At 53.8% G+C, this 22,471-nt stretch carries 19 protein-coding genes; 11 read left to right on the plus strand and 8 right to left on the minus strand.

Annotation, left to right across the window (positions count from 1 at the left end; all coding sequences use genetic code 11):
* The first annotated feature begins 8 nt into the window (after positions 1-8).
* The 6 genes from purH (at position 9) to DS878_RS12765 (ending at position 8,400) form a co-directional block, all read left to right on the plus strand.
* Positions 9-1,589 (plus strand): bifunctional phosphoribosylaminoimidazolecarboxamide formyltransferase/IMP cyclohydrolase, encoded by a 1,581-nt coding sequence (gene purH / locus DS878_RS12740; RefSeq protein WP_113816302.1) that lies wholly within the window; start codon positions 9-11, stop codon positions 1,587-1,589.
* A 34-nt stretch (positions 1,590-1,623) separates the two neighbouring features.
* On the plus strand, positions 1,624-2,910 hold the full coding sequence (gene purD / locus DS878_RS12745) for a phosphoribosylamine--glycine ligase (protein ID WP_113816303.1): 1,287 nt from the start codon (positions 1,624-1,626) through the stop codon (positions 2,908-2,910).
* Positions 2,911-2,971: 61 nt separating this feature from the next.
* Positions 2,972-3,919 (plus strand): alpha/beta fold hydrolase, encoded by a 948-nt coding sequence (locus tag DS878_RS12750; protein WP_113816304.1) that lies wholly within the window; start codon positions 2,972-2,974, stop codon positions 3,917-3,919.
* A gap of 101 nt (positions 3,920-4,020) precedes the next feature.
* Positions 4,021-5,601 carry a cation:proton antiporter family protein gene (locus DS878_RS12755; RefSeq protein ID WP_113816305.1) on the plus strand — a complete coding sequence of 527 codons (1,581 nt, stop codon included), beginning with the start codon at positions 4,021-4,023 and terminating at the stop codon, positions 5,599-5,601.
* A gap of 346 nt (positions 5,602-5,947) precedes the next feature.
* Positions 5,948-7,339: a sigma-54 dependent transcriptional regulator gene (locus DS878_RS12760; RefSeq protein ID WP_113816306.1), complete on the plus strand. Its 1,392-nt coding sequence runs from the start codon at positions 5,948-5,950 to the stop codon at positions 7,337-7,339.
* On the plus strand, positions 7,336-8,400 hold the full coding sequence (locus tag DS878_RS12765) for a transporter (RefSeq protein WP_261977816.1): 1,065 nt from the start codon (positions 7,336-7,338) through the stop codon (positions 8,398-8,400). The genes DS878_RS12760 and DS878_RS12765 overlap by 4 nt, the downstream gene beginning before the upstream one ends.
* A gap of 28 nt (positions 8,401-8,428) precedes the next feature.
* On the opposite strand, the gene DS878_RS12770 is transcribed toward DS878_RS12765, so the two are convergent.
* From DS878_RS12770 to dauA, 7 genes are all read right to left on the minus strand, one after another.
* On the minus strand, positions 8,429-8,923 hold the full coding sequence (locus DS878_RS12770; RefSeq protein ID WP_113816307.1) for a hypothetical protein: 495 nt from the start codon (positions 8,921-8,923) through the stop codon (positions 8,429-8,431).
* Positions 8,924-8,927: 4 nt separating this feature from the next.
* Entirely contained in the window at positions 8,928-9,620 is a 693-nt protein-coding gene (locus DS878_RS12775; protein WP_113816308.1) for a C39 family peptidase, read from the minus strand.
* A 13-nt stretch (positions 9,621-9,633) separates the two neighbouring features.
* Positions 9,634-9,984, minus strand: coding sequence for a hypothetical protein (locus DS878_RS12780; protein ID WP_113816309.1), 351 nt, complete (start codon positions 9,982-9,984; stop codon positions 9,634-9,636).
* A gap of 56 nt (positions 9,985-10,040) precedes the next feature.
* Positions 10,041-10,715, minus strand: coding sequence for a dentin sialophosphoprotein (locus tag DS878_RS12785; RefSeq protein WP_113816310.1), 675 nt, complete (start codon positions 10,713-10,715; stop codon positions 10,041-10,043).
* Between the two features lie 401 nt (positions 10,716-11,116).
* Positions 11,117-12,709 (minus strand): isocitrate lyase, encoded by a 1,593-nt coding sequence (locus tag DS878_RS12790; RefSeq protein WP_113816311.1) that lies wholly within the window; start codon positions 12,707-12,709, stop codon positions 11,117-11,119.
* A 143-nt stretch (positions 12,710-12,852) separates the two neighbouring features.
* Positions 12,853-14,817 carry a CASTOR/POLLUX-related putative ion channel gene (locus DS878_RS12795; protein WP_113816704.1) on the minus strand — a complete coding sequence of 655 codons (1,965 nt, stop codon included), beginning with the start codon at positions 14,815-14,817 and terminating at the stop codon, positions 12,853-12,855.
* A gap of 14 nt (positions 14,818-14,831) precedes the next feature.
* Positions 14,832-16,601, minus strand: coding sequence for a C4-dicarboxylic acid transporter DauA (gene dauA / locus DS878_RS12800; RefSeq protein ID WP_113816312.1), 1,770 nt, complete (start codon positions 16,599-16,601; stop codon positions 14,832-14,834).
* 125 nt (positions 16,602-16,726) lie between these two features.
* On the opposite strand from dauA, the gene DS878_RS12805 reads away from it, so the two are divergent.
* Together DS878_RS12805 and DS878_RS12810 are read left to right on the plus strand one after the other, a co-directional pair.
* The gene (locus DS878_RS12805; RefSeq protein ID WP_113816313.1) at positions 16,727-17,683 is read left to right on the plus strand and encodes a ChaN family lipoprotein; all 957 of its coding nucleotides are present in this window, start codon (positions 16,727-16,729) and stop codon (positions 17,681-17,683) included.
* Positions 17,680-18,390, plus strand: coding sequence for an SIMPL domain-containing protein (locus tag DS878_RS12810; RefSeq protein WP_113816314.1), 711 nt, complete (start codon positions 17,680-17,682; stop codon positions 18,388-18,390). Before DS878_RS12805 ends, DS878_RS12810 begins: the two co-directional genes overlap by 4 nt.
* Before the next feature lie 22 nt (positions 18,391-18,412).
* Here DS878_RS12810 and DS878_RS12815 read toward each other — a convergent pair whose 3' ends face one another.
* Positions 18,413-19,480, minus strand: coding sequence for a beta-N-acetylglucosaminidase domain-containing protein (locus DS878_RS12815; RefSeq protein ID WP_113816315.1), 1,068 nt, complete (start codon positions 19,478-19,480; stop codon positions 18,413-18,415).
* A 129-nt stretch (positions 19,481-19,609) separates the two neighbouring features.
* Here DS878_RS12815 and DS878_RS12820 point away from each other — a divergent pair, with 129 nt between their 5' ends.
* The 3 genes from DS878_RS12820 (at position 19,610) to DS878_RS12830 (ending at position 22,399) form a co-directional block, all read left to right on the plus strand.
* On the plus strand, positions 19,610-20,671 hold the full coding sequence (locus DS878_RS12820; protein WP_113816316.1) for an acyltransferase family protein: 1,062 nt from the start codon (positions 19,610-19,612) through the stop codon (positions 20,669-20,671).
* A gap of 52 nt (positions 20,672-20,723) precedes the next feature.
* Positions 20,724-21,182, plus strand: a complete 459-nt coding sequence (locus DS878_RS12825; protein WP_113816317.1) for an ATPase — start codon at positions 20,724-20,726, stop codon at positions 21,180-21,182.
* 140 nt (positions 21,183-21,322) lie between these two features.
* Positions 21,323-22,399, plus strand: coding sequence for a TRAP transporter substrate-binding protein (locus DS878_RS12830; RefSeq protein WP_113816318.1), 1,077 nt, complete (start codon positions 21,323-21,325; stop codon positions 22,397-22,399).
* Positions 22,400-22,471 lie beyond the last annotated feature (72 nt).

A 22,471-nucleotide genomic window follows, 5' to 3' on the forward strand; every position in this document is an offset into this window, starting at 1 on the left:
GTAACCCCATGGCAAACCAGGCTAACACTCCCATCCGTCGCGCACTGATCAGCGTCAGTGATAAATCCGGCATCGTCGAGTTCGGGCAGGCGCTTTCCGCCCGCGGTATCGAACTGCTCTCCACCGGAGGCACCTTTCGCCTCCTGAAAGAACATCAGGTTCCCGTAACCGAAGTTTCGGACTACACCGGGTTTCCGGAAATGATGGATGGCCGGGTAAAGACTCTGCACCCGAAAATCCACGGCGGCATTCTGGGTCGCCGGGGTACAGACGATGCCATTATGAATGAGCATGGCATCACCCCGATTGATATGGTTGTAGTAAACCTGTATCCATTTGAAGCCACCGTTGCCAATCCGGATTGCGACCTGGCAACCGCCATCGAAAACATCGACATTGGCGGCCCGACTATGGTTCGTGCGGCGGCAAAAAATCACAACGACGTTGCCATTGTGGTCAACGCCTCCGATTACGGCCGGATCCTGCAAGAACTGGATGATAACGACGGCCAACTGAGCTACGGCACACGTTTTGATCTGGCGGTAAAAGCATTCGAGCACACCGCCGGCTATGACGGTGCCATCGCCAACTATCTGGGTGGCCGCACAGCGGATAATGACAACGCCGATTTTCCACGCACCTTCAATACCCAGTTCGTCAAAGTACAGGACATGCGCTACGGTGAAAATCCGCACCAGCGCGCAGCCTTTTACGCCGAGCGCAACCCCAAAGAAGCCAGTATTGCCACTGCAAAGCAGCTTCAGGGTAAAGAACTGTCCTACAACAACGTTGCAGACACCGACGCTGCCCTGGAGTGCGTGAAGCCCTTCGCAGATCCTGCCTGCGTTATCGTCAAGCATGCCAACCCCTGCGGCGTGGCGATTGGAGCAGATATCCTCCAGGCTTATGACCTGGCCTTTGCTACCGACCCTACCTCGGCCTTCGGCGGCATTATTGCCTTCAACCGTGAGCTGGACGCAAAAACCGCTAAAGCAATCATTGATCGCCAGTTTGTTGAAGTCATCATTGCACCTACTATTGCGCCTGAGGCCGTAGATCTGGTGGCCGCCAAGAAAAACGTACGACTGCTGGCCTGCGGTGAGTTCAGTGGTGAACGTTCCCCGGCCATGGACTACAAGCGTGTGACCGGAGGGCTCCTGGTACAGGATCGTGATCTGGGCATGGTGGCCATGTCCGATGTTAAAGTCGTAACCACCCGCCAGCCAACTGAACACGAACTGAACGATCTGCTGTTCGCCTGGGAAGTAGCGAAATACGTGAAATCCAATGCCATCGTTTATGCCCGCGCAGGCCGCACGATTGGCGTTGGTGCTGGCCAGATGAGCCGCGTTTACAGTGCCCGGATTGCAGGAATCAAAGCCGCCGATGAGAACCTGGAAGTAAAAGGTTCGGTGATGGCTTCCGATGCTTTCTTCCCCTTCCGCGATGGTATTGATGCTGCCGCAGCAGCCGGCATTACTGCGGTTATACAGCCCGGCGGCTCCATGCGCGATCAGGAAGTCATTGATGCCGCCAACGAACATGGCATCGCCATGGTATTTACCGGCATGCGCCATTTCCGGCACTGAGACAACACCTTGTAAACGTATAGGGCAACAAGATATGAATATTCTGGTAATCGGCAGTGGCGGACGCGAACACGCTCTGGCCTGGAAAGCGGCCCAGTCCCCGGATGCGGACACAGTTTTTGTAGCTCCGGGTAACGCCGGTACTGCACGCGAACCGGGTGTAGAGAACGTTAATCTGGACGTTCTGGACCTTGAAGGCCTGGCTGTATTTGCAGCCGATAATAATGTCGGCCTCACCATCGTTGGACCGGAAGCACCGCTGGTAGCAGGCATTGTGGACCTGTTTGAAGAGCGCGGTCTGCGCGTGTTCGGGCCCAGCGCCGGAGCCGCACAACTGGAAGGTTCCAAAGCGTTTACCAAGGACTTCCTGGCGCGCCAGAAGATTCCTACGGCCAGCTATGGCAACTTCACCGACGTAGACGAAGCCCTCGCCTATGTTCGTGAACAAGGCGCTCCCATTGTTGTCAAAGCCGACGGCCTTGCCGCAGGTAAAGGCGTTATCGTAGCCATGACCCTTGAGGAAGCCGAAAACGCTATCCGTGACATGCTTGCTGGCAACGCCTTTGGAGAGGCCGGCAGCCGTGTTGTCGTTGAAGAGTTTCTGGACGGCGAAGAAGCCAGCTTTATCGTAATGGTTGATGGTGAGCATGTGCTGCCCATGGCCACATCCCAGGATCACAAGCGCGTTGGCGACGGTGATACCGGTCCGAACACCGGCGGTATGGGGGCATACTCTCCTGCTCCGGTAGTAACCCCTGAGGTGCACCAGCGCATCATGGATGAAGTCATATACCCGACGGTGCGCGGCATGGCAGCGGAAGGTCATCCCTACAAGGGGTTCCTGTATGCAGGCTTGATGATCGACACCTCGGGAGCGCCCAAGGTGATCGAATTCAACTGTCGTTTTGGCGATCCGGAAACCCAGCCAATCCTGCTGCGGATGAAATCCGATATTGTCGGACTCTGTCAGGCCGCCATCGATGGTGAGCTGAATCAGTGCAACTCAGAGTGGGACGAGCGCGCTGCTGTAGGCATAGTTCTGGCTGCAGGAGGCTATCCCGGCAGTTATAATAAAGGCGATGTCATTTCCGGTCTTCCAGAAACAGAAACCGAAGGCGAGAAGGCGTTCCATGCAGGCACAGCCCTTGAAGGCAATGAAGTGGTCACAAGTGGTGGGCGGGTACTTTGCGCGACGGCGCTGGGTAACACTGTAACAGAAGCCCAGCAACGGGCTTACAAACTTGCTGGAAAAATTCGCTGGGATGGCGCATTTTATCGCAAAGACATCGCTTACCGGGCTATTGCACGCGAACAGGCGTGATCTGACACACTGAACGAAAGCCCGGCCATTGACCGGGCTTTTTTATGGAGGATCAACCCATATGCTGAAAAAGCCTCCCTATACTGCCGCTTTTCTCCTTTTAATCACTCTGCTTGTTAGCGCATGCTCCCGCAACGACCTGTACGAAACGGCCATGAACATGGAACGCTCCGCCGCAGGCCTGGAAGCTGACACCATTACTGTAGGCGATCTGAAGATTGCCTACCTGCGCAATTCAGAGATGAATAATGGCGACACTATAGTTCTGGTTCACGGCTTTGGCGCCAATAAGGATAACTGGACCCGTATCGCCCGGGAGCTCAGTGATGACTTTAATATTTATGCCATAGACCTACCCGGCCACGGCGAAAGCAGCAAGCCACTCAACCTGGGTTACCACCTGGAAGACCAGGTCAGCCATCTTGCCCGCATTATTGAAGCACTCGGCATAAACGAAATGCATATGATGGGCAACTCCATGGGCGGCGGGATTACAGCGCTTTACGCTGCCACTTTCCCCGAACAGATAAAAACCGCCGTATTGTTCGATCCGGCAGGTATTCTCGACTATCAAAACGAGATGGTTGATATGGTGTTAGCGGGGGACAACCCGCTGATACCCTCAAAACCAGGTGATTTTGAACGTCTTATGGATTTTGCACTTGAGAAAAAGCCTTTTATTCCCTGGCCCGTTTCGGAAGTTATGGAAGAGCAGGCTCTGGCAAACCGGGAAGTGAACGAAGTCATCTTTGCGGCCATCAGCGACACAGGCTTCGAACCGGAATTCCGCAACGTCATTAAAAGCATAGAAGATCCGGTGCTTATAGTCTGGGGTAAAGAAGACCGCATACTGAACTACCGCAACGGTGAAGTTTTTCTGGAGTCCATTCCTGGTGCGCGACTGGAAATACTGGAAGGTATTGGCCATGTGCCAATGATTGAGGCCCCGCAAGAGTCTGCCCGCCTCTTCCTGGAATTTGCCGAACCCTACGCCACACCTGCCGGATAATACTCACATGCATAAAGTTCTGCCCTTATCAGCTTCAACGATGCGGAAAAACAAGGTAGCCTTACGCGGAAGATGATTCGTTCCCCCTGAAAGAACCACTCATGCCTGAAGCTATCTGGATTTCTTTTGCATTTGGCCTCGGCCTGCTGATCAAAGCCATCGGGCTACCGCCATTGGTTGGTTACCTGGCAGCCGGTTTTGTGCTCAGCGGTCTTGCAGCCAGCCCCTCCGTCGGCATATCGGCGGAGCCCACATCCGTACTGGCACATATCGCTCATCTGGGCGTCTTGTTGATGCTGTTTACTGTCGGGCTCAAGCTTAAACTCAAATCGGTTATAAGCCCGGAAGTCATCGGCGGCAGCCTGCTGCACTTTTCCATCACCTGCTTTGTATTTACGCCCGGCCTTTACTTCCTTATGGACATAAGCTGGTACGTTGCCTTCATGCTGGCAGTTGCCTTGTCATTTTCATCTACCGTACTGGCTGCAAAGGTACTGGAAAACAAGCGAGAACTCCGGGCTTTTCACGGTCGTGTGGCCATTGGCATCCTGATTATGCAGGATCTGATTGCCTTGCTGGTGATGAGCCTCGCTGCGGGCCAGACACCCTCAGAATGGGCGCTGATTATTTTTGGTCTGCCACTGTTACGCCCCTTACTGTTCAAGCTTCTGGATGCAAGCGGCCATGACGAACTTCTGGTTCTTCTCGGCCTGCTGCTGGCATTGGTGGTAGGAGGCCTGGGTTTTGAAACTGTCGGACTCAGCTCAGAACTCGGAGCCCTGATTTTCGGAGCTATTCTTGCCAATCATCCCCGCAGCCAGGAACTGGCAAAATCCCTGTGGAGCGTGAAAGAAATTTTTCTGGTTGGCTTCTTTTTGCAGATTGGTATCGGCGGTCTGCCGGACACCAACGCTATAATCTTTGCGGTCGTGGCAGCACTGGCTTTACCTCTCAAGGGCATTCTGTTTTTCTTCCTGATGCTGTTGTTCCGTCTGCGGGCCCGTAGCGGTTTTCTGACTTCACTGGCCCTGACCAACTACAGTGAATTCGGACTGATCGTTGCGAGCATTGCACTGCCGGAGTGGCTGGTGCCTCTTGCAATAACTGTGGCACTCTCCTTTCTGATCTCCGCACCGATAAACCGCCTGGCACACCCTCTGTACGAGCGGCTGAGCCATCGCCTTGTGCGCTTCGAGAGTCATCAGCGACACCCGGATGAGCTTCCCATTTCCCTTGGTGATACCCGTGTTCTGGTTATGGGTATGGGGCGAACCGGAACAGCTGCCTATGACTGGCTAAAAGCTTCGGAAGCGAGGTTGATGGCTCTGGATTCCGATCTTCCTAAAGTGGCCCGACACCAGGCGGAAGGGCGGAATGTTGTTTACGCCGATGCTGAAGACAACACCTTCTGGGAAGCGCTGCACATGCCGTCTCTGGAAGCCGTCGTTCTGGCTATGAGCGATATCGAGGCGAAATTGATTGCTGCCCGTATGCTGAGGAAACTTGGCTTTACAGGCTACATCGTAGCTCACACCATGTATGAGGATGAAGCCAAACGCATTTGCGAAGCCGGCGCCGACAATGCCTATCTGACCATGAGCGAAACCGGTGTCGCCCTGGCCAGCCACCTTCTTGAAAAGGTTCCGGCCGCTTTAATACCCGTTTCAACCAAGGCAAGCTGATCTCAGCCTTCCGATAACTGACGTGAACCACGTTATTGATTAAACCCGAGCAAAGAGCTACTACACAAACATGGCGAAGGTGATTCCCAAGAGAGCATAAACACCCTTAAAACGTCAGTCCACTTTACAGTTTTCACAAACGCCAGAATGCCTGTCATTTGCAACTATTTGTATAGGCGCACCTATACATCTTCTGGCACACAAGCTGCCTGCAACCTATAAAACAATACAGTCATCGCAGGCCACACAGGAAGGTGGCCGGATCTTTAGTCGTACCGGTTAATCCATACAACCCTGAGCGGCTGGCAGTCCGATTTTCCAGGCACCACTTTCGTGGGGGTTCGCCATGGTGGAAAAGCGACCGCTTGTCTGGTTGTCAGCGGCAAACAGCAACACCCGTATTCGCAAGAGCATGGGGACAAACTGGGATCTGATTGATTTCAGTTTTGATGATACGGTGCCGCTTTATACGCTGCTTCCGGATAAGGCCAGAGTTGGCGTATTGGAACTCCCGGCACTATCACCTGAAAACATATCGAATCTGGAAGGCTGGGTAGAAACGCTTGACCTGACATACTGGATTGCCATTGCCCCCCAACGGCCCATAAGCGGCACACCGGCTACAAAACTTATCGCTCGCTACTGTTCAGATTTCCATACTCTGCCGGTGGACTACAAGCGCATCAACACGGTCCTCGGGCACTTGTGGGGCATGGCAACAATTCTTATGCCAGCCAACAATCCAGGCTGCCATAGCTACCAGAATCTGGCTCTGGAAGGAAAGTCCCAATCCATCCGCGATGTCCGCAACCTGCTCCGCCGGTTTGCCGCTACGCAGGAGCCGGTACTGATCTCCGGAGAAAATGGCACTGGCAAAGAAGCGGCTGCCCGATTTGTCCATACAAACTCCGCCCGGGCTCACGGCCCTCTGGTTTTTGTTAACTGTCCCGCCCTGCCCTCGGCTCTCACCCAAAGTGAGCTGTTCGGTTACGAAAAGGGCGCGTTTACCAGTGCCATGAGTTCCCGACAGGGGCGGCTTGAACAAGCGAACGGAGGATCACTGGTATTTTCCCGCATCGATGAACTGCACCTTGAACAACAATCCGCAATCCTCCGGTTTCTGCAGGAAGGCGAGATTGAACGAGTCGGAGGCAACGCCCGGATAAGGGCAGACGGCCGGATCATTGCAATTACCAGTCAGCAGTTACCCGATCTGGTTGCGCTTGGCCGCTTCCGCAGCGATGTCTACTTCCGGCTTGGCAGTCTTGAAGTAAAGCTCCCACCCTTAAAAAACCGACGCGAAGACATACCTGTAATTGCCGGTGCACTGCTTCAGACCTGCTGGCCGGAAGCCAGGCAAAAACGACTGAGCAAGGATGCAATTCAGAGTCTGGTCAATCATTCATGGCCCGGTAACCTTCAGGAGTTGCAGAATCGCTTGCGACAGGGGGTGTTGCTCAGCGACCGGGCAGTTATCGAAGCCGCTGACCTTGGGCTGAACCTGTCCGGATCCACCACCAATCCACTCTCCAATCTCAGCCTCAAAGAGTTCCGCGCCAGAGCGGACCGTCAGGCACTGCTGTGTGGCCTTCAAAGTGCAAACTACAACATGTCTGAGGCCGCAAGAGTCCTGAAAATATCGAGGGTCTCGTTATATCGGCTCCTGGAAAAATACAACCTGAACCTGCATAGCCACAACCCCCGACGAAAGCCTTACCGAAAGGGAGATTTGACATGAAAATCCAAAATCGTCTGCTGCTCACCATAAGTGTGTGCATGATTCCTGCTATAGGCAGCGCTCAGCCAGAAAATGACGAGACAGGCACAGCGTCGTCGTCCCGGGCCGAGGAATATACAGAGCAAGCCTCGGACATCGCCTCCATCACATCGGACAGAGGTATTGTCACCCATCCAGGCCGCTTCACTATTGAGCCCTCATTTTCTCATGCCCACAGTAATGCAACGCAGGTCGCAGTGGAGGGCTACACGGTGATTCCTGCTCTGTTGATAGGTCTGATTAATATTTCAGAAGTCCAGCGGGATATTTTTGTTGGCGCCCTGTCGCTTAAATACGGTTTTACCAGCCGGTTTGAAACTGCGGTCCGGATACCCTATCTGAGCATTCACGAAGACCTGCGGGAACGGCAGGCGTTTGAAGGAAGCCCTGTAGACACCCTGCGGGAGTCTTCAGGAGATGGCCTTGGAGACGTAGAACTGTCTTTGCGTTACCAGCTGAACGATGGACTTGAAGGCTGGCCTTATGTCATCGGTTCCCTCCGGGTGAAAGCCCCCACAGGGGATAGCCCGTACGACGTTGATCAACAGGTCATTAACGACAGCCAGGGCAACCCCATAGGTATTGAGCTTGAGGAACGGCCGACCGGCTCCGGGTTCTGGTCCTTCGAGCCTGGAATCTCCTTCATTTATCCTTCAGATCCTGCGGTTCTCTACGGCAATTTAAGTTATGTCTACACACTGAAAGACGAAAAGGGCTATGAGAACGGCAACACCGTTGATCCGGGCGATGTGATCCGATTCGGTTTTGGCATGGGATTCGCGTTCAATGAGCGGACATCATTCAGCCTTGGCTACGATCATTCGATTATCAGGAAAACAACCTATGAGCGAGATCTTGATCTGTTTGGCGCTCACTTTGACAGCATCCAGATAGGCTCCCTGGCATTCGGGCTATCTCAAAGACTGACGTCCAGCACGACACTGAGTCTCACCGTCAATGTCGGGGTAACCGAGAATGCGCCCAACAGTGAAATCACGCTGAAGCTGCCCATCAGCCTCTAGTTGACAGGCAACTGGAGGCGCCTGATAACTAGCGGCCGAGAAACTGAAGAATGGGATCCCGGAGGTTGTCCGGCATGGGATAGCCGGCTCCCAGGTTGTTCAGTTCGATATTCAGTTGGCGCGCGTTCCGGATGACCGACCCGTGCAAGTCATTCTGAATCAGCGTCATCCACCCTCCTGCGCCGGAAGAGGCTGAAACAAGTGCTTGCCCGTCCTGCCCCGAGTTGATGATACCGAGCACCGTCTCCATCTGCTGAGGTATCGCTCTCCCGCTCACCACCTGACTCAGGTTGGGGATAATCAGACGATTAATCGCCAGGGTTTCTCCGTTCACAGAAACAATCTGTTCCAGTCCGATCGAAATTTCGAGGTTGTTGAGACTGAAACCGCCCTTCTGCGAAGCCAGTTCGTCGTCATTCATCACCTGGGGCAGAAAAGTTCCTTCAGCCAAGGCGGCCGGGGTCATCACGCTTCCAAGGGCCAGGGCCAGTCCCATGGCTGCAAAACGCTGCAGGCTAACCATTTTGTTACCACTCCCTTGTGGATGGCCAATATGGCAATGTATGACCAAGGGACGGCCCCTGCTGCGCCTTGAACAGAGGCGCCCGGACAATCTGCGGCCAGTTCCCGCTCGTAAGAAACGTGCTACGGCCCCGCCGTATATGGCTCCGAATAACAAAGGCGGAACCATTCCAATACTCTTCGAACTCCGCTTTGGTGTATGTTTTGAGCCCACGCGCGGGGTCGCCGACAAACACCTCATTTTCACTGATACCCTTGATAACAACAAAATGCCGGAAGCCGTTCAGGTTCAACAGCACAATGACCGGAAGACGGACCCTGTCCCGCAGACCGGTCAAGGCCATACGAAAGCCGTCAGCCTTATAGCCCTCGGACTCCAGAAACCGCTTCATATCCAGCATGGAGAAACCTTCCCGGCGTACCTTTTCCGGATCTGCCAATGAGAACATTCCAGAGAAGACTTCCTGTTCTGTCACCGGATGGTCGTAATGGTAGGAAAGCAGGGAGGCGATCGCAGCTGAACCGCAACTGAAGTCGTACTGCTGCTGCATCACCGAGCTGAACCGCTGCTCCTTGAAACTGCGAACCTCCAACTGTAGCCCGCCGTCCAGCCCCGGCAACACAACATTCCCGGCATAAGCGGTGGGCCAGAGCAGCGCAGCGACCATCATGAAAGTCACAGGCATCTGCTTTGCCATGGCCCACCTCCTGTCAGCGATTGATAAGAATATTCACCTGAGTACTGTCCTGAATCACCACCTGGTTACCGCTGTTCTGGATAACAGTGGCAATACCACTCATATTTCCAAACGCGTAATCCGATATCATGTTGTTGCCGGTCACCGAAGGGCCCGACAGGGTATTTCCTGATACCACCGCGCTTTGTTGGTTGTCATTTAACTGTAACTGGAAGGGGATCCCCTGGCGTCCACTGGCCTCCTCCAGCTGGTCTTCGCTCAGCGCAGGCTGATTCATCCATTCTTCAGCGCTTGCTCCCGCCGTCAGTCCCATGACAGCGAATACACAGCCAGCCCTCAAGATCCCTCTGATGACGTTATCCATGAAATGCCTCCCGGCAGGGGCTTGGGCCACGCGCCTCGGCGTGTGGCCCGCCTTGCTCATTCTGAACCGCCACCTGTGGACAGGTTAGACATGACGCTCACATTGGCCTGGGTAACGCTTCCAACGCCAGCGTTCTGGGCAAACGCACCCACACCGGTGAAGTTAGCCGAGCCCCCGGAGATCTCGTTGGAGGCACGGACTTCTGTATAGGCGCTATCGCCTGTGGCTTCCCCATACGTCACGGTGGTGCCAGTGACGTAGCCATCAAGATCCGCATCATTCATGAATACTTCCAGGGAAAGGCTCAACTCGGTAACGCTGTTATCAGAGCTGTCACTGTTTCCGCTGTCAGAAATATTGAACGAATCGGTCACAGCTGTGCTGTTATCCGAGTTGTCAGAATTATCCGAGTTGTCGGAATTATCAGAGTTATCCGAATTATCCGAGTTGTCGGAATTATCCGAATTGTCCGAGTTATCAGACATGTCATTGCCACTGTCGGCAATTTTGAACGCGTCGTTCAGGTCTGTGCTGTTGTCAGAATTATCGGAGTTATTCGTATTATCGGTATTCACGGAACTGTCATTTCCGGAATCGTTGTTTGCAGTAGATGTGTTATCTGCGTTGGTATTCGGGCTTCCGTCTCCACCCTGATCGTCGGCCAGTGCCGCGCCTGAAATACCCAGCCCTATGGCTATAGCAATCGCTAGCATGCTTTTTTTGGTATTCATAACATCAATTCCTTTGAGGTTGTTGGCTTATCAGGGATCCAGACCCAACTCACTGGCTTCTTAATACATAAGGGCTCAGATCCACACCTGAAAAGGAGCGATTCCCGTGCCAGCCTCAAAAGATAACGCATAACTATTTGATTTTTAAAGAGTTTATCAAAACAAGACAAGAGTGATAACAGACACCAAAACTCAAAGCTGTTTCAGAATTGAAACACCGATTCGGGAGGAAACCGGAAGAAAGCAGATTTTCTTCAGTTTTTCATGGAGATAAGCAATATAACCTGGTGTAAAGACAAAAGGTGTTGATGACATGCCCGAAGCACACACAAAAAAACCCTGCCATTGGCAGGGTTTTCTGACGCCCGGGCAAGCCCGGGCGTGGTAACCAGAGCGTTCGATTAACCGAACTGGTTCATGGTGTTGTCTGCACCACCGGCTTTCAGCGCAGCATCACCTGCGAAGAACTCCTTGTGGTCGTCGCCGATGTTAGAACCAGCCATATCCTGGTGCTTAACAGTAGCGATGCCCTGACGAATTTCTTCACGCTGTACGCCTTTAACGTAGGCCAGCATGCCTTCGTCACCGAAGTAACCTTTAGCCAGGTTATCGGTAGACAGAGCAGCAGTGTGGTAAGTCGGCAGAGTGATCAGGTGATGGAACACGCCTGCTTCACGAGCTGCATCGCGCTGGAAGTTAGCAGTCCACTCGTCGGCCAGCTTGCCAAGTTCAGTGTCGTCGTACTCAGCACTCATCAGGTTAGCGCGGTCGTAGGCAGATACATCCTTGCCTTCTTCCTTCATTGCATCGAATACCTGCTGACGGAAGTTCAGAGTCCAGTTGAAGGACGGGCTGTTGTTGTAAACCAGCTTGGCGTCAGGCACAACTTCCTTGATGCGGTTAACCATGGAAGCGATCTGACCAACGTGAGGCTTCTCGGTTTCGATCCACAGCAGGTCAGCGCCGTTCTGCAAAGAAGTGATGCAGTCCAGAACAACACGGTCTTCACCGGAGCCCGGCTTGAAGCAGAACAGGCCAGAAGGCAGACGCTTCGGCTTCAGCAGCTTGCCGTTGGATTTAACCACAACGTCGCCGTTTGCGATCTGGTCGGCGCTTTCAATGTATTCGCCATCCAGGAATGCGTTGTACTTGTCGCCCAGGTCGCCAGGCTCATTGGTAACAGCGATCTGCTTGGTCAGGCCAGCACCCAGAGAGTCAGTACGGGCAACGATAACACCGTCATCCACACCCAGTTCCAGGAACGCCAGACGAACAGCATTGATCTTGGCCAGGAAGTCAGCGTGAGGAACGGTTACTTTACCGTCCTGGTGACCACATTGTTTCTCGTCGGAAACCTGGTTTTCGATCTGGATGCAGCAGGCACCCGCTTCAATCATCTGCTTGGCCAGCAGGTAAGTCGCTTCAGCATTACCGAAGCCTGCGTCGATATCAGCAATGATCGGCACGATGTGAGTTTCGTGGTTGTCGATCTGATTGATCAGGTCAGCAGCCTTGGCACTGTCGCCAGCTTTTTCAGCAGCTTCCAGATCACGGAACAGGTGGTTCAGTTCCCATGCATCCGCTTGACGCAGGAAGGTGTAAAGTTCTTCGATCAGACCAGAAACAACAGTCTTCTCGTGCATGGACTGGTCAGGCAGAGGACCGAACTCGGAACGCAGGGCGGCAACCATCCAGCCAGACAGGTACAGGTAACGACGCTTGGTGCTACCGAAGTGCTTCTTGATAGAGATCATCTTCTGCTGGCCGATAAAACCGTGCCAGCAACCCAGTGACTGGGTGTACTGGGAAGTGTCTTTATCGTAGTTAGCCATGTCTTCGCGCATGATCTTGGCGGTGTACTTGGCTATATCCAGACCAGTCTTGAATTTGTTCTGGGCACGCATACGGGCTGCGTGCTTAGGGTTGATAGCGTGCCAGGTCGGGTGTTGCTTCAGGAGAGAAGCAATGGTATCGACGTCTTTTGCGTAAGGCATGATCTCGATCCTTTGTGTGTTAACGGTGGTTCTGATGGCTTATTTCCCGGGCAAACCATCATGTGATTTGCCTGTGTTGCCGAGTACTCTAGTTGCATTCAATTTATAATTGAAATTTATATAATCTATATTCATCATTTTTCTCATGAATGTGCCGCCTTGACAGTCATGCACAAAACCACGAGGCGATCTCCAGGCTGAATATCGAGATGATCCCGCCGGGGAGGATTCAGGCTGAGGTGCCGACCCGCAGCATCCGGCTGGCTCCGGAAGACGCCAAGAGCTATTTCACCTTCTACCGCCAATATCCGCTCCAGTAATTGGAAATCAGCACTGGCTGGCAAGGGGTAGTCTTCAGGATCCCGAAACTGGATTTCCGCACCTCCGACTGTAAAGAGCTCATCCAACACCAAACGCAATTCCCGCCTCAGGGCCACCTGGGCCAGAATATGGCTGAGAATCATCGGACTGATGAGCATTTCACTCTGGTGACCGTACAACAGATGGCTATTGTCCGGATCACTCAATTCCATAACCAGCTGCGGACGCCGGGCCGCTTCTGCCAGTACGTCTTCCAGCTGGAGATAACCAACCATCGTGCGCGCATCGGCCTCTTCACCCGAGGCCAGGCGATCACTACCAAGTAGTATAATGGTGTCATAGCTGGCTGGATTGATGCGGCGCAATTCATCCTCAACCATATAGTCTGCTTCGATATGATTGTAGGACCTGAGAGGTTTGCCGGCAGCGTAACGGCTGATCTCCTGATCACGTTCAGACGCAGATACAACTGACACAATATCCAGTGCAGGCTGTCCGGGGCCATAGCTTGCAAACTCAGCCATCAGGCTGGGCACTCTGCGGTTCCAGCCAAGCAGAAGAATGCGGCGACCTTCCAGCCCCTCTCCCCGCGCAGCGAGTTTTGCTTCCCCACGTTTTATCTGAGGCAGTACCTGCGCTTTCGGATCAGCATCCGTTTCAGCGTAATCACGGGCCAACATGACAACCCGGTCTTCCGCCTCTATGCGGGTATCAGAGGGTGCCGCCAGGCGTATATCCCAGGCCTGGCCCTGGCGGCGAAGCAACCCAAGAATGATTACACCAGCGCGCTCGGCAGCCAGCTCCCCGAGAGACATCCCGGCTACCGTTTCTCCGCTTCGCAGGTAAATTTCATTACCCTCTCCGGCCGTCAAAAGCTCGTTATAAACTTCAGATAACCCCGGGTGCAGCACGTTCTGTACCATTAAACGGCTGATAGTGGCGTTACCTGCCACCACTTCTACTGCACCGGGATATGCACGCTCAACTACCGGTAATTTCCGGATATCCTGAATCTCTGCGACCACAAAGGGCAATGGTGCCTGATACTGCCTTGCCTGCGCGGCAATCGATAACAACGCTTTAACCGTCTGCACATCGGAAGAAATCAGGCTACCCGAATCATAGGCTGCGCTGGGCACGATGACGGCGGCAGCATCAAGACAGGCAACCCGGTGCAGGGCATCCGGCTGGATGGCCGACCCCGAGCGCAGGATGATCTGACGGGCGCGCCGGCCAATTCCGGGCTCACTCCGCAATTCATGTACCTGTTCGGCCGAAGCCTCTTCGGATAACACCACCAGGTTCAGTTTCTGGGTATCGTACTTTTCAAGAAACCGCTGCATACGGCCAGACGAACCCAGCAGTTCAGAAAGCAAGGGCAATGTCTGGGCAGTCCAGCCCAACACAACCACATGGTTTTTCAGGGTGACAGGAGTTAAACCGCGCTCAAGGTCTTCCATTTTGGCAATCAGCCAGCGGGTCAGGATAGCTACAAGAGTACCCATGAACACCACATACCCGCTGATTGTCAGCAATGTTGAAACAAAACGTTGCCAGGTGCCCACGTCGTCACCCAGATAACCCGGGTCTGTCAGGCGCAGAAAAGCCCACCATACAGCGGACCCGGGATCATCAAAATCGCCACCCTGAGGCACCACAAGAAGGCCGCCAACAAGGGAAATCAAACCAATAAAAATACCCACCACCAGAAGCTGGAAACCGGCGCCTTTTACCAACTGGCGTTCAACAATGAACTTCACACGGTCGACAACACGAAAAGGCAACATGGCGGGCTTTTTCATCAGCTGGGTCCGGTGACTTTTGGTGGAGTGGAGCCCTGCTCAACCATGGATGACAAAGGTAAAGACAGGGCTTCCCGCAGGGACGAAGTAAACTGCAGCACGCCCTCCCTGGGGCCAACACCTCCACGAGCAAGCGTTCGCTGGGGCTGAGACTGCAGATCGGCAATGACAATACGGGTACCATCATTCTCGCAGGTAGCGATCAGCTTGTTGAGTGCGGACAACCCCCCTGCATCCAGCACGGTCACACCATCCATATAAAGGATAAATCCGTTAACGTTCCGGGACAGCTCAGCAAGCTCACCGAAAATACGGTCCGCAGCGGCAAAAAACAGCGGCCCATTGATTTTGAATACCCGCCAGCCCTCAGGCAGACTTTCTCCACTGATCCGTTTGCCTGTGGTGATATCGGTCACCTTGGTCATCTCTGCCATTTCGCGCATGAACAGCACGGCCGCCAGCAGAACACCCGTCGTAATGGCAATAACCATATCCAGGGCCACGGTCAGGGAAAAACAGGCCAGGAAGACCCATATATCACTGCGCGGTGCAGTTTTAAGAAGATGCACCGCCTTGGGCGCTTCACTCATATTCCACGCCACCATGATCAACAGCGCCGCCATAGCAGGCATAGGCAGGTAGGCCAATACACCAGCCAGCGATACCAGGGCCAGCAGCACCACGACTGCATGGATCATGGAGGCTACTGGCGATTCGGCCCCGGCACGGTAGTTGGCGGCGGAACGGGCAATGGCTGCGGTTGCGGTAATACCCCCGAAAAACGGCACGACAATGTTACCCAACCCCTGCCCCATCAGCTCACTGTTGGCACTGTGGCGTTTTCCTGTCATACCGTCGAGCACCACGGCACAGAGCAAAGATTCGATAGCGCCGAGCATGGCGATAGCAAACGCAGCCGGAAGGAGTTCGCGCACCATATTCCAGGACAAGCCAATAGCTTCACCACTGGCATCCGGCTGTTGCCAGGGCCAGGCAAATTCCGGTAGAAACGGAGGAATCCCGGCGCCAGTGCCACCATCTGGCAGCAAATAGCTGAACCTTGAGCCAATGGTTTCCACCGCAGCGCCGTTTGCGTTAAGAAACAAAGCCAGCAAACTCCCGATAATTACCGCTGGAAGATGAGGCGGTACCGGAGTCTTCAGCCGAGGCCATAGCAGCATGACCGCGAGTGTAACCGACGCAACCAGGGCACTCATGGAATCCAGTGCGGGCAAGTTCTGCACAAGCACCGCCAGCTTGTCCCAGTAGTGCTCCGGCATGGTGTCTATAGACAGGCCAAGAAAATCCTTTACCTGCAGCGTTGCGATAACCACCGCAATACCCCCGGTAAACCCGAGTGTGACGGATTCCGGTATGTACTCGATAAACCGGCCCAGCCGCATAAGAGCCATGATAATCAAAAGAACACCGGACATCAGGGTGGCCAGTAACAGCCCACCCAGTCCGTATGTCTGGGCAATGGGGTAAAGAATAACGACAAAAGCCGCTGTGGGACCGGAAACACTGAACCGGCTACCGCCGGTCAGGGCAATGATAAAGCCGGCAATGAACGCCGTATAAAGGCCGTACTGAGGTGCAACGCCGCTTGCGATAGCCAATGCCATGGCCAGCGGTATTGCAATAATACCCACGGTAACGCCAGCCATTAGATCACGGATAAAACGGCGACTGTTGTAGGGTTGATCAATGCAGGCTTCCCGGAAAGCGTGGGCAAACCGGAGCGAAAAAAGGTGGGCACGATGGGACATACTGGCCTCGAGTCTAAGGGGACATACAGGTAACGAGGCCCCATATCATATATAATTTTGCGATGAAAAAGTTATCAATCACTGTGCTAGTTGTACTAATCAGCAGCCTGACGGGATGCTCAGCCATGATCCAGCCCAGCGCCAGCGGTGCCCTGGCCAGACCTCAAACCCTTTACGAGTCCCGCCTGACAGATGCAGACAGTGGCACTCAACTGACCACTGAGACACTCGCTCAAAGACTTTCCGGAACCGATGTGATCATCATTGGCGAGTACCATGGCCACCAGGCGGCGCACTTGCTGCAATCACAGATCCAGGCGGCCCTCTTCGAGAAGCAACCTTTCCAGGTGCTGTCCATGGAACAGTTCAATCTGGACCATCAGGCTGCGGTTGATGCTTATCTGAATGGCGAAACCGGCGAAACTGAAATGATTGAAGACAGCCATGCCTGGGATAATTACCGTGCGTCCTACCGGCCACTAATGGAGTTTGCACGCCAGCACAGCCTGCCAGTGATCGCTGCAAACGCCCCCGCAGATATCGTACGCTGCGTCGGTCGCACAGGGCCGGACTATTTGGACGGCCTGACCGCCGGTCATCGGGCACAATTACCCGACAACCCGTTTATGGACACCCCGGCCTACCGGGAAAAGTTCAATGATGCCATAAACACCAGCCATGGCGCGGCGGATGAAACCATGCAGGAACGTCTCGACAATACCTACAAGGCCCAGTTGCTCCGGGACAACACCATGGCAAGTCGCATACTGGCCGCCCTCAACGCCCACCCTGGCCATCAGGTGATTCATACCACTGGCACCTTTCACAGCGAAGAACATCTCGGAACCGTTGCATTACTCCGGCAACGGGCACCGGAGATTTCGATTGCGGTCATTTCACCGGTAGTATGGCCGGCGGATGTCGAAAAGGCACCGTTGCAAGAAAACCGCAACAAGGGAGATTTTCTCTACTTCATCCAACCCTTGCCGGAAGAATTCCTTGATAAGCAGCGCGAACGCAAAGCGATGTCTGCAAGATTCCGGCGCCCTGTTCAAGAGACTTGCGAGGGAGATACCCCATGAAAGTTATTGCTGCCCTCATCCTGGGTTTCAGCGCTATCGTCTCAGCCTCACTGATCAGCGACGGCCTTACAGACCTGCGAACCGGTGACCGCTATGTAACCGTAAAAGGTGTGGCAGAACGGGAAGTGACTGCGGATCTTGCCCTGTGGCCTATCCGCTTTGTGGCAACCGGGACCAGCCTCAGCGATGCTCAGGAAAAGGCCCGGAACAGTCGCAATGCCATCATGGCGTTCCTGAAACTGCAAGCTATAAACGACAGCGCCGTGGAACTTCAGAGGCTGGATGTAACGGATACTCGCGCCAATCCTTACCAGGACAATAACAACGAACAGAAGTTTATTATCAGCCAGACTTTGATGGTACGTAGCGAGGATATAGAAAAGATCCGCCAGGCTGCCCAGGGTGTGAGCGAACTGGTCGATTCCGGTGTGGTACTTTCATCGGACTACGGCCCGAGCGGCCCGACTTACCTGTTTAACGGGCTGAATGACATCAAACCCGACATGATTGCGGAAGCCACAGCTTCCGCCCGTGAAGCCGCCAGCCAGTTTGCGGAAGATGCGAAAGCCGAGCTGGGCGACCTGCGCCGTGCCAATCAGGGCGTATTCCAGATACTGGCCCGGGATCAGGCCCCCGGGGTGTCCGAGCAACAACACCCGGTAAAAACCGTAAGGGTCGTTTCAACCGTTGAATACTATCTGCGCTGATACGGACTGAAACAGCACAACCTCACTGGGTCTGGACCATCTCGTCGGTTACCTGATACTCACCAGCCAGCCAGCGTGTAATTTCGCTGGCTGCAGGGTGATCATATGCATCATAGGTATGCATCAGGCTTTGGCGTTTTTCCTCGCTGATGCGTCCAAGACCTGTGTCCTGTAACACCAGAAGATCGGCATGGAGCTGGTCTGCGAGTTCCTTTCCGAGAACCTCTTTCGCTGCATGACGAAATGCCTGAGCATACTGGTATTGCGGCCCCTGACGATAGGATTCCACCAGCGTTATCGCGGGGATTGTAGTCAGCACAGACTGCAGGGCCGGGTTAATTCCATGCCCGGAAAGATAAGCGCCATTGGCAGCCGGACGGCCAGTAAAACCACGCAGGTGCAGATGTCTGGACATGCGATCCCCATCATTCACCGGATAATTGTCCCAAAGTACCGGCTTGCGGCCCAGCTGTTCACTCACACGCTTCAAATGCCCGGGCGAAATTTCCCGGGAACATACTTCCTCACCCGTCCAGAATATCTGGATATCATGATCCAGCCGGCGCCCAAGAGTCTCCAGGTATGCTGGAGGACGTTGCCCGAAAACACGGTCCAGCACCGGGTCATCGGAGTAATAGCTGGGGCAAACGGAAAGGTACTCAGCCTGAGTACGCTCCCGAACCCACTGCATAATATCCGCCTGGGTTTCTGCAAGCGCCGGAGTATCAGCATGCATATCATCAAACAGGATCGCCAGCTCATCGATACCAAGGCTATCAAGCATCTCAAGCTTTTCAGCAAGTACGGCACGGGCAGCATCATCAAAGCAGTTGAAAATTTCGTACGGGCTCAGACCAACACCAAACCGCATCCCCTGGGCTCGGCAAAACCGACCGAACTCTGACAGCTCTGATGCCATTTCCGATGGGTACGGCTCCTGCCAGCGCCGACGCAGAAATGCGTCGGCCTTCGGCGCGTACAGATAAAAGCCGTAACCATGCGGCGCCAGCGTGCGCACAAGTTGTTTGCGCTCCTGCCAGCTCCATACCGGCCCGTAGAAACCTTCGATAATCCCCAGTGTTGTGCTCATGGCGCTCTCCCTGTAGCAACCTGGTTTGTTACCACATGGTATACCTGCAGCAAGCGAATGGTATATCCCGCCCGTATGCCACTCGGCGAAAGCAGGCTACTATGAGTAAAATTTTTAACGGAAACGGCTATGAGTCCTCCCCAGGCCAGACTGGGCAGTCTTGATGCATTACGAGGCCTGGCAGCCATCGGGGTCGTACTTTTTCATTACCTGCCTTATTACGACAAACTTTTCGGCCATTCATTCGAACTGCCACAACTGCTGACAGACACTTTGATGTTTGGCCGCTACGGCGTACATCTGTTTTTCATCCTCAGTGGTTTTGTCATCTTCATGACCCTTGAACGCACCCGCAATGCCACCTGGTTCGGGCTGGCCAGAGGGGTCCGGCTGATGCCAGCTCTCTGGACCGGCATTGTTCTTACCTTCATTTCAGTACACCTCCTCGGCCCCGAAAGCCGTGCTGTCAGCCTCGAAACAGCATTACTCAACGCCACCCTGCTGCACGAATATCTGGGCGCAGAGCACGTGGATGGAGCCTACTGGAGCCTGGTTATAGAGGTAACCTTTTACGTCTGGATGGCACTGTTGTTCTATACCCTGCGTGACTGGTCGCGGCTGCGCCTGGCTTTCTGGGTCTGGATGCTGGCGAGCTACGCCGGTGTAATATGGTGGAAACAGATACCTGAAAGCCTTGAATTTCTGGTGAAGGATCTGATGTTTGTGAAATATGCCCCTTTGTTTATTGGGGGCATGCTGATTTACCGGATTTACCGGTACGGCCGCCCAACAGCTGCAGACGCCGCATTACTGACACTGGCTGTGTGCCACGGCCTGCTGGCTTACAAACTGCCCTACAGTCTTTTTGTACTGGGCTGCTTTGCCGTATTTTCCCTGGCAGTGGCCGGCCGGCTGAACAGTTTGGCCAATCAGCCAATGCTCTGGCTGGGCAGCCTGTCCTACAGCCTTTATCTGGTGCATCAGAACATCGGCTACGGCATTATTATGTGGAGCTACAACACTGGAATCCCGGGCTGGCTTGGCGTCTGTCTTGCCCTGGGAATGTCACTGCTTATAGCCTCTGCAATTCACTACACTGTTGAAAAGCCGGCATTGAGACATTTCCGGGCCTGGCGAAGCGGTACCGAAACGGCACAAGCTCTGGGAGCAAAGGCAAAAGCAATCGACTAGACTGGTGTCTTACTTGTGATCTGAGCAACTATCTCATTGAAGGAGCTAGGCAATGGAGATAAAAACTTTTGAAGATCTGATCGACTGGACCCGCCAACTGCATGCTCACCTCGCAAGGTGCCTGCACGAGTCTGCCAAGAAACACGATAATGAACGCGCCAGTGCGTTACTGGACTATATTGCCCGCCACGAATCCTTGCTGGAAAAAACCGTATCTGAGTTTGAAAAACAGGCCGACCCCAAAGTTCTGCAGACCCGGCTCTACGATTACCTGAACCATAAACCGTTCAAACCAGGCCAGGCCTGCGACACCAGGTTTGCTACGCTTGGTTTTGACGACATAGCCCGGGAAATTTTCGCGTTCCATGATCAGGTTATGGATCTCTACGACTCCTTGATCGGCAAGGCAGAAATTGAGGAAGCCAAAACCCTTCTGGAAGAGCTTCTGGCCCTGGAGCAACACGAAGCCATGCAGATGTCCAGCCAGATTGGAAGAATGAACGACATCTGACACCAGCTACGACCTATGTCGCATCCGGTGCGATTTTTCGTTTCACTGGTCTACAATACTTGATAACGTGAACTTGTTATCAGGCTTCCTCAAGAAAGCCGGGCTCTATCCACAAAAATGAAAAAAAGGACACATGGGCAATGAAGATCCGTTCTGTTTTCTCCGCAGCGGTACTCGCTGTGGCCGCAACTTTCGCCTCTACTCAGGTGCTGGCTCAAGACACATTTACTCTCAAGCTGGCAGAGACCTGGGGGCCGAACTTCCCGATTTTTGGCGACACTACCAAGAATTTCGCCAAATCCGTCGAGAAAATGTCTAACGGGCGTCTGAAAATCCGTATCGATTCCGCGAACAAACACAAAGCGCCTCTGGGCGTATTTGATATGGTGAAGGCTGGTCAGTACGACATGGGCCACTCAGCTTCCTATTACTGGAAAGGCAAGGTTCCCGAAACCCTGTTTTTCACCAGCATGCCCTTCGGCATGAACGCCATGGAACAATATGCCTGGTTTTACCACGGCGGCGGCATGGAGCTGATGCAGGAAGTTTACGAACCTCACAACATGCTGTCGTTTCCCGGCGGCAACACCGGCGTTCAGATGGGTGGATGGTTCCGTAAGGAAATCAAATCGCTCGAAGACCTTGACGGCCTGAAAATGCGGATTCCCGGATTCGCCGGCGAAGTTTTTGCTGAAGTAGGCGTAAACCCGACGAACATTGCACCGGGCGAGCTTTATACAGCACTTGAGCGCAACACCATTGATGCCGTTGAATGGGTAGGTCCGGCTCTGGACCTGCGTCTTGGCTTCCAGCAGATCGCCGATTACTACTACACAGGGTGGCACGAGCCTGCTACAGAGCTTCAGTTCCTGGTGAACAAGAAGGTCTGGGATAAGCTTCCGGCTGATCTGCAGGAAATCATGCGTGTTGCCATGCGCACCGCTTCCTACGACATGCTGGTAATGTCACAGCACGCCAACGCGGAAGCCTGGGCCAACATCAAGAAAGATTATCCGAACGTGCAGATCAAGCAGTTCCCGCAGGATATCTTCCAGGCCATGTACGACGCCAACAAAAAACTCCTGAAAGAAGCTTCTGAAAGTAACGAGCAGGCTGCGCGGATTGTTAAATCCCAGCAGGAGTATCTGGAACAGAGCCGTGCTTACACCGACATTTCTGAGCGCGCATATCTAAACACCATGGGCACAATCGAGTAAGATACAGGCTGTAATTGAGCCGGGGTCGCCCTGATCGTGATCCCGGTTTTGTTGTTTATAGCAATAGAACAA

It is taken from the genome of Marinobacter sp. F3R11 (assembly GCF_003318275.1).
Taxonomy (GTDB): domain Bacteria; phylum Pseudomonadota; class Gammaproteobacteria; order Pseudomonadales; family Oleiphilaceae; genus Marinobacter.